General features: G+C 69.6%; 5 protein-coding genes. All 5 read right to left on the bottom strand.

Annotated features, from left to right (window positions below):
- Positions 1-27 precede the first annotated feature (27 nt).
- The 5 genes from ABS88_RS14645 to ABS88_RS14665 all read right to left on the bottom strand — a co-directional run bounded on the left by ABS88_RS14645 (position 28) and on the right by ABS88_RS14665 (position 7,049).
- Positions 28-768 carry a class I SAM-dependent methyltransferase gene (locus tag ABS88_RS14645; RefSeq protein WP_067112064.1) on the bottom strand — a complete coding sequence of 247 codons (741 nt, stop codon included), beginning with the start codon at positions 766-768 and terminating at the stop codon, positions 28-30.
- Positions 768-1,895: a peptide chain release factor 2 gene (prfB, locus tag ABS88_RS14650; protein ID WP_067112061.1), complete on the bottom strand. Its 1,128-nt coding sequence runs from the start codon at positions 1,893-1,895 to the stop codon at positions 768-770. The genes ABS88_RS14645 and prfB overlap by 1 nt, the downstream gene beginning before the upstream one ends.
- Before the next feature lie 68 nt (positions 1,896-1,963).
- Positions 1,964-4,480 carry a penicillin-binding protein 1A gene (locus ABS88_RS14655; RefSeq protein WP_104960266.1) on the bottom strand — a complete coding sequence of 839 codons (2,517 nt, stop codon included), beginning with the start codon at positions 4,478-4,480 and terminating at the stop codon, positions 1,964-1,966.
- Positions 4,481-4,567: 87 nt separating this feature from the next.
- Entirely contained in the window at positions 4,568-5,713 is a 1,146-nt protein-coding gene (locus ABS88_RS14660; RefSeq protein ID WP_076073534.1) for a DSD1 family PLP-dependent enzyme, read from the bottom strand.
- A gap of 73 nt (positions 5,714-5,786) precedes the next feature.
- Entirely contained in the window at positions 5,787-7,049 is a 1,263-nt protein-coding gene (locus ABS88_RS14665; RefSeq protein ID WP_082797192.1) for an N-acetylmuramoyl-L-alanine amidase, read from the bottom strand.
- Between the last annotated feature and the right edge of the window lie 719 nt (positions 7,050-7,768).

Consider the following 7,768-nt stretch of genomic DNA (forward strand, 5'->3'; position numbering starts at 1 on the left):
CGAGACCATTCGATGTCGTCACATGCCCTATGGATTCTTGCACACCCTGATCGCGTCGGGGCGCGGACGCTGGCCGCTGGGGACGAAGCGCGCGAGATAACCGCCGGCGTGCTGCTTATCGTTGTAGGAGAGCAGCTTGTAGCCGACCGCCTGGAATTCGCAGACGAGCAGACGGAACGGGGTGCCGTGCTGCGCGATCGGCCGGTCGCCGTCGACGACGATCACCTGCCCGTTCCGGCGCAGCGCCGGGCGCAATCGCCAGAGGAAGGCGTAGGGTTCGCCGATCTCGTGATACATGTGCACCATGAACACGCGGTCGAAGCTGGCGGCGGGAAGCCGCGGATCGTCGACCGCGCCGAGTTTCAGCGAGACATTGTCGAGCCGTTCGCGCGCGACGCGATCGGCGAGCCGCTCGATCACCTCGGGCTGGATATCCTGCGCGAGGACGCGGCCGCCGGGGCCGACCCGCTGGGCGAGGCGGACGGTATAATAGCCGTCGCCCGCGCCGATGTCGGCGACCGTCATGCCGGGACGGACGTCGGCCGAATCCATGACGTCCTCTGCCTCGTTGACGCGGTCGCGCGCTTCCTCGGTCGACCATTTGGTCGAGGTGATCGGCGCGACGGGGCGGTCGGCGGGCGGAAATTCGCGCGCGGTCTCGACGCGGTCGCTATCGTCGCTCCACGGCGCGTCGCAGCCGGCGAGCGCCAGCGGCGCGGCGAGCAGCGCCAGCGCGGCGGCCGCCGGGCGGACGCCCGCGAAGGCCATCAGTCGATGTCCTCCACCTCGACCGTCTCGCCCGTCACCTTCTGCGACAGCGCCGCCGCCATGAACGGATCGAGCGCCCCGTCGAGCACGTCCTGCGGCGCGGTCGAGGTGACGCCGGTGCGCAGGTCCTTCACCAGCTGATAGGGCTGGAGGACATAGGAACGGATCTGGTGCCCCCAGCCGATCTCGGTCTTCGCCTGATATTCGCCCGACGCTTCGGCCTCGCGCTTCTGCAACTCGGCTTCGTAGAGGCGCGCCTTCAGCATGTTCATCGCGGTCGCGCGGTTCTTGTGCTGCGACCGGTCGATCTGCGAGGCGACGATGATGCCGGTCGGCACGTGGGTGATGCGCACCGCCGAATCGGTCGTGTTGACGTGCTGGCCGCCCGCTCCGCTCGCGCGGTAGGTATCGATCTTGAGGTCGCTTTCCTTGATCTCGATCTCGATATTGTCGTCGATCACCGGATACACCCAGACGCTGGAGAAGCTGGTGTGGCGGCGCGCCGAGCTGTCGTAGGGCGAGATGCGGACGAGCCGGTGGACGCCGCTTTCGGTCTTGGCGTAGCCATAGGCGTTCTCGCCCTTGACCAGCATCGTCGCCGACTTGATGCCCGCCTGCTCGCCGGCCTGATATTCGATCAGTTCGACCTTCATGCCGCGCTTCTCGGCCCAGCGCATGTACATGCGCTGCAGCATCTCGGCCCAGTCCTGGCTTTCGGTGCCGCCGGCGCCCGCATGCACCTCGATATAGCAGTCATAGCCGTCGGCTTCGCCCGCCAGCAGCGCCCGGACCTTGTCCTCCTCGGCGCGCGCGGCCAGCGCGGCGAGGCTGGCGACCGCATCGTCAACCAGCGCGTCGTCGCCCTCGGCCTCGGCCAGTTCGATCAGCTCGGCGGTGTCGGCCATCTCGGTCTCGATCGCGCGCGTCGCGCCGATCGCCTCGTCGAGGCGGCGACGCTCGCGCATCACCTCCTGCGCCGCCTTGGGGTTGTCCCACAGCGTCGGGTCCTCGACCTTCGCATTGAGTTCGTCGAGACGGCGCAGCGCGCGGTCCCAGTCGAGAAAGCGGCGCACCAGCGCGAGCGCGGCGTTGATCGTGTCGATATGGTCCTGCGCTTCGGCGCGCATGGTCTTGCTCCTGAATCAAGTCGGGCCGGCCATAGAGGCTCGCGCGCCGGAGGAAAAGCCGCCGCGCGTCAGATAATCCCGCCGCGATCGTCGAGGAAATCGCTGTCGCTGCGGCGGTTCGGTCCCTGCTGGACCGGGGCGTCGGGGCGCGCCGCGGGCTTCGACGGCTTGATCTCTTCCTCGCGGATCGTCCGCCGCGGCTCGCTTTCGGGCTTGAAGGCTTCCCAGATCACCGACGCCTTGGGATCGCTGCCCGGCCAGCTGCCATAGACGCGGCGGCCCGACTGGCGGTCTATGCGGACCATGCGGACCCCCTTCGGCGCCGTGAAGGGCACCGGCGGCGCGTCGGTCAGCGCAGCGAGGAAGAAATCCTTGAAGATCGGCGCCGCGAGGCTGCCGCCCTGCGCATAGCCGCCCATGTTCCGCGGCTGGTCGAAGCCGATATAGACGCCCGCGATCACATCGGGGGTGCCGCCCACGAACCACACGTCCTTCGGCCCGGAGGTCGTCCCCGTCTTGCCGAACAGCGGCACGCCCAGGTCGCGCAGCCGCACCGCGGTGCCGCGCTGGACGACGCCTTCGAGCATGTGGACGGTCTGATAGGCGGTCATCGGGTCCATCAGCTGCTTGCCCGACGGCGCGAAGCGCGGCATCGGCCGGCCGTTCCAGTCGGACGCGTTGCAGCCCTCGCACGGCTTCCAGTTCTTCGGCAGGATCACCTTGCCGCGGCGGTCCTGCACATAGTCGATGACGCGCGGCCTCAGCTCGCGGCCGTGGTTGGCGAGCATCGCATAAGCGTTGACCAGTTTCTCGACCGTCGTCGTCCCGGCGCCGAGCGCGGTCGACAGATAGGGTTCGTGCTGGCCGATGCCCATCGTCTTGATCGTTTCGACGATCGGTTCCATGCCGATCTGGCTCGCGGTGCGCACCGTCATCAGGTTGCGCGACTGTTCGAGGCCCCAGCGCATCGTGTGCTCGCCCGACCCGCCGCCGCCGCCGAAGTTGCGGAAGCATTTGTTGCCGAGATTCGCCCCCTGATAGACGCAGAAGGGTCCGTCGACGATCATCGTCGCCGGGGTCATGCCGTTGTCGAGCGCGGTCGCATAGACGAAGGGCTTGATCGTCGATCCCGGCTGCCGTTCGGCCTGCGTCGCGCGGTTGAACGGCGACAGGCGGACGTCGAAACCGCCCTGCATCGCATAGATGCGGCCCGAATGCGGGCTTTCGACCACCATGCCCCCCGACACCTCGGGAATGTTCTTCAGCGCGTAGACGCCGGGCGCGGTCGCCTTGACCGCGATCAGATAGCCGGGGCGCAGCGCCGAAAAGGCGCTGCCGCCGGTCTTGCGATAGCCGATGCCCGCGGCGCCCGCCGGCAACCGCCCGGTCGACCCGTCGGCGAAACCGATCCGCGCCTCGCCCGCCGATTTCGACAGCACCGCGGCGACGCGCCAGCCGTCGTAATCGATGCCGATGAAGCTCGATGCGAGACGGCTCGCCCATTGGTCGTCAGCCTCGATCGTCGCGATCGGCCCCGACCAGCCCTTGCCCGCGTCGTAGCGGATCAGGCCGCGGCGCAGCGCGGCGGTCGTCGCCGTCTGCATCGCGCCGTCATAGCCGGTGCGCACCCACAGGCCGCCGGCATAGACGCTGTGCGGTCCGTCTTCGGCGGTTTCGCCGAACGCGTCGATCAGCTGGCGCCGCACCTCTTCCATATAATAGCCGCCGACCTGCGCGACCGCCCGGTTGCCGGCGTCGGTCAGGCCGAGCGGCATCGCCTGCGCCGCGTCGCGCTGCGCCGCGGTGATCCAGCCGTTGCGCTGCATCTGGCCGAGAACGAAGTTGCGCCGCGCCAGCGCCTTGTCGGCGTTGCGCGCGCGGCCATAGGTTTCGGGCGCCTTGGGCAGGATGGCGAGGAACGCCATCTCGTGCAGCGCGAGCTGGTCGACGTCCTTGTCGAAATAGGCGCGCGCCGCCGCCTGCACGCCGAAGGCGCGACGGCCGAGCGGGATTTCGTTGAGGTAGAGTTCGAGGATCTGCTCCTTGCTCAGCGCCGCCTCGATGCGCTTGGCGAGGATCGCCTCGCGAATCTTGCGCGTGTAGCTGACTTCGTTGGAGAGGAGCAGGTTCTTCGCGACCTGCTGGGTGATCGTCGAGGCGCCGACCGGGCGGCCGTCGCTCTTCAGGTTGGTGAGGATCGCGGAGACGACGCCTGGATAGTCGATGCCGCCATGTTCGAAGAAGGTGCGGTCCTCCGCCGCCAGATAGGCCCGAACCAGCAGCTGCGGATATTCGCTGTATTCGAGCTGGACGCGCCGTTCGCGGGCATAGGCGTGCACCGGCTTGCCCTCGCCGTCGCGGACCAGGGTGGGCAGCGGCGGCTCGTAATCGCGCAGCTGGTCGACCGACGGCAGGTCGCGCGCGAAGATCGCCCAGGCCAGCAGGAACGCCACCAGCCCGGCCACCGCGAGCGAGCCGAGCCAGCGGAACCAGCGGCGTGCCCACATCTCGCGCAGCCAGGCGATGACGGCATTGCTGTCGCGGCGCAGGCGCAGGCGGAAATGGGACGCGGTGTCGGAAGCCATATGCGCACAGCCTCTAAAGCCTGCATCGTCGAAAGGGAAGCGGGCTTGCGGCGGACCGCCCGGCCCGCCCGGGCCCGCGAAGGCGCGCTATCGCGCCCGGCCGCGCGCGCTGACCGGCCAGATGGCGACGAGCGTGTCACCCGACACGACATGGTAATGATCGTAGAGATTCACCGTCGGGTCGCAGTGCGGCACGGTCAGCGTCACCGGATCGCCGGGCGCGAGCATCGCCCCGATGCCCGGCGCGACGAGCGCGGCATGCTCGTCGCCCATGAAGGCGAACTGCGCGCTTTCGGGCGCGCCGCGCCGCACGACCGCCACCCCGCCGTCGGTCGACAACGCCTTGAAGCCCGCGTCGATCGTCACCAGCCGCTCGTGGTTGGCGCTGACCACGCGCGCATCGACGCCGAGCGCGACCTCGAAGGGGCAGGCGCCGTCGCCGGTCAGGTCGCAATCGAGATACTGCTTGTCCATGAAGACATAGCTGCCCGCCTGATATTCGGTGAAGACGCCCAGGTCCATGTCGATGCGGTGGGTGCCCGTCCCCGATCCGCTGACGATGCCGGGCGCGAAGCCCGCGCCGGTCAGCGCCGCGATCGCGCTTTCCAGATAGCGGGTGCGCTCCGCGATCGCGGCGGCGCGCTCGGCATGGTCGGCGATATGCTGCTGCGACCCGCAATAAAATTGCACGCCGCGCAGGTCGAGGCGCGGCAGCCCCGCGATCGTCCGCGCCAGCGCGACCGCCGCCTCGGGCGATGCGACGCCGGTGCGCGCGATGCCGGGGTCGATGTCGATCAGCACGTCGAGCCGCGCGTCCTCCGCGGCGAGCGCGGCGTCGATCCGCGCCGCGACGTCGGGATGGTCAACCACCGCGATCAGCCCGTCGGCGTGCGCCGCCAGCTTCGCCAGCCGCTCGATCGCGCGCGGCGCGGCGACGGGCGAGGTGATCAGAATGCCCGCGATGCCGCCCCCGGTCAGCGCCTCGGCCTCGCCGATCTTCGCGCAACAGACACCGACCGCCCCGGCGGCGATCTGGCGCCGCGCGATGTCGACGCTCTTGTGCGTCTTGGCATGCGGGCGCAGCGCGACGCCGTGCCGCGCGGCCGTTGCCGCCATCGCCGCGATGTTGCGGTCGAGCGCGTCGACGTCGAGCACCAGCACCGGGGTGTTGAGGTCGGCGCGCGAGCCCTGGCGGCCGATGAGATGCGCGTGGAGGGTGAGATCGTCGGCCATGCGTCGCCTTCTTGCCTCGAATGGAGAAGGGCCCGAGGCTGGCGCCGCACGCCGCCAAAATCAAGGCGAAGCGTCAGCGCGCCGCGATCTGCCGCGCGAAATGCACCTGCACCGCGTCGCGAACCCCGCGCGCGACCTTCTTCTGCCCCGTCGCCGAACTCAGGAAATCGGCGTCCTCCCTGTTCGAGATGAAGCCGGTTTCGAACAGCACCGACGGCGTGTCGGGCGCCTTGAGCACGACGAACGAGGCGAAGCGATGCGCGGTGGTGCGGAAATGCACGGCGTCGGCGGCCTCGCGCTGGAGCAGCCGCGCGAAGTCGGAGGCGACATTCATCGTCTCGCGCTGGGTCAGGTCGAGCAGGATCGACGACACCTCGCTGCTGTGCGCGCCGAGGTCGACGCCGTTGATGATGTTCGCCTTGTTCTCGCGCGCCGCGAGCTTCGCCGCCTCGCGGTCCGACGCGACCTCGGACAGCGTATAGACCGACGCGCCGTTCGCCTGTTCATTCTCGGCCGCGTCGGCGTGGATCGAGATGAACAGGTCGGCCTTCAGGCGCCGGGCGATGCCGTAGCGCTCCTCGAGCACCAGATAGCGGTCGTCGGCGCGGGTCAGCGCGACGCGCACCCGGCCCGACGCGAGCAGTTCGTCGCGCGTCGCGCGGGCGATCGCCAGCGTGATGTCCTTCTCGCGCTTGCCGCTGTGCGGAGAGATGGCGCCGGGATCGTGCCCGCCATGCCCGGCGTCGATGACGACGAGCGGCAGGCGCGGGTTGTCGGGCCCCTCGATCCGCGGCAGCGGCAGCGCGGGCTTCGGCTGGCCGATCGGCACCGAGACGCTGTAGCGTTTCTGCGGCGGCTTGGCGCGGAATTGCGCGGGCGGCTGCAATTCGAGGCGCGGTCCGCGCGCGGCGCGTTCGAACGCGTCGGCCGAGACCGGCCGCAGGCGCAGGCTGAGGCTGCGGCCGTCGGCGGCGAAGCGCGCGTCGGAGACCAGCGCCGGCTGCGCGAGGTCGAGCACGACGCGCGCGGTCGCGGGGTCGCGCTGCCCCTGGCGCACCGCGCGGACGATCCCCGCCCCGCCGGGCGACCGCCCCGCCTGCGCCCCCGCGATGTCGAGCGCGATGCGATCCGGCCCCGCGAGCAGCAGCGTCGAGGCGCCTGCGACGAGATCGTCGAAGCGCAGGGTGATTTCGGAATCGCCGATCTCGATCGCACCGATCTGCCCCGCGAGCGCCGCCGGCGGATTCCACAGCAGCGTCAGGAGGACGAACAGCAGGCCCATCGGGCGATTATGCCGTCCCTGACAGGCAGTGGTCCAGCGCTTATTCCAGAACATCGAGGCCCCCGGCGGCGGAAAGTCGTGAACCGTCCATTAGCCATCGCACCTCAAACGGGCGTCAACCGGCAGGGTTAACCGGCGATTCAGCACGATTCGCCCGTGCGCGCCGGTGCGGCAATCTTGCAACGCACGGGCGCCTTCCCATCTTTATCGGGCGGTGGAGGTTGCCGTCCGGCGATGCCGATGCTAGCACCCCCCGCACTGGCGGTGTCGTTCCCGGCGCCGTCCGGCCTTTCGAGGGGAAGGGCCCGACCCGCGCGAATCGCGGATCGCGGCTGCCCCGGCGCCGGACACGCGGGGAAGGACGACCCGCCGCCAGTCCACCCGGATGACCGGGCGGCCGACGCGATCCTTCAGGTGTCGCCCAGCCGATCCGGTCGCCCCGATAACCAGGTTGATGCCGCATGAGGCTTGCCATGCCCTCTTCTTCCCGCGACGCAGGCGCCTTCGCGCCCGCGGTCGTCGCGGCGGAAGACCGCATGCGCGTCCACGATCGGACGCGGGGCCCGCGCGGCAATAACGTCTTTTTCCGTTTCACCCTTATCCGCCGCGGCCGCCGATCGGGCGCGTCCGCGGGATTTTCTGTTGGCGCGCCGCGGCGCGCTTGGAGTGTTTACAATGACCACGCGCATGTTGATCGACGCGCGGCACCGGGAAGAAACCCGGGTCGCCGTCACCAAGGGAAACCGCATCGAGGAGTTTGATTTCGAGTCCGC

Source organism: Sphingopyxis sp. SCN 67-31, from assembly GCF_001725095.1.

What these genes read in the sequence shown, in the direction of transcription:
- ABS88_RS14665 (WP_082797192.1), bottom strand. Translation starts at nt 7,049, where the DNA reads ATGTTCTGGAATAAGCGCTGGACCACTGCCTGTCAGGGACGGCATAAT.
- ABS88_RS14660 (WP_076073534.1), bottom strand. Translation starts at nt 5,713, where the DNA reads ATGGCCGACGATCTCACCCTCCACGCGCATCTCATCGGCCGCCAGGGC.
- ABS88_RS14645 (WP_067112064.1), bottom strand. Translation starts at nt 768, where the DNA reads ATGGCCTTCGCGGGCGTCCGCCCGGCGGCCGCCGCGCTGGCGCTGCTC.
- ABS88_RS14655 (WP_104960266.1), bottom strand. Translation starts at nt 4,480, where the DNA reads ATGGCTTCCGACACCGCGTCCCATTTCCGCCTGCGCCTGCGCCGCGAC.
- prfB (WP_067112061.1), bottom strand. Translation starts at nt 1,895, where the DNA reads ATGCGCGCCGAAGCGCAGGACCATATCGACACGATCAACGCCGCGCTC.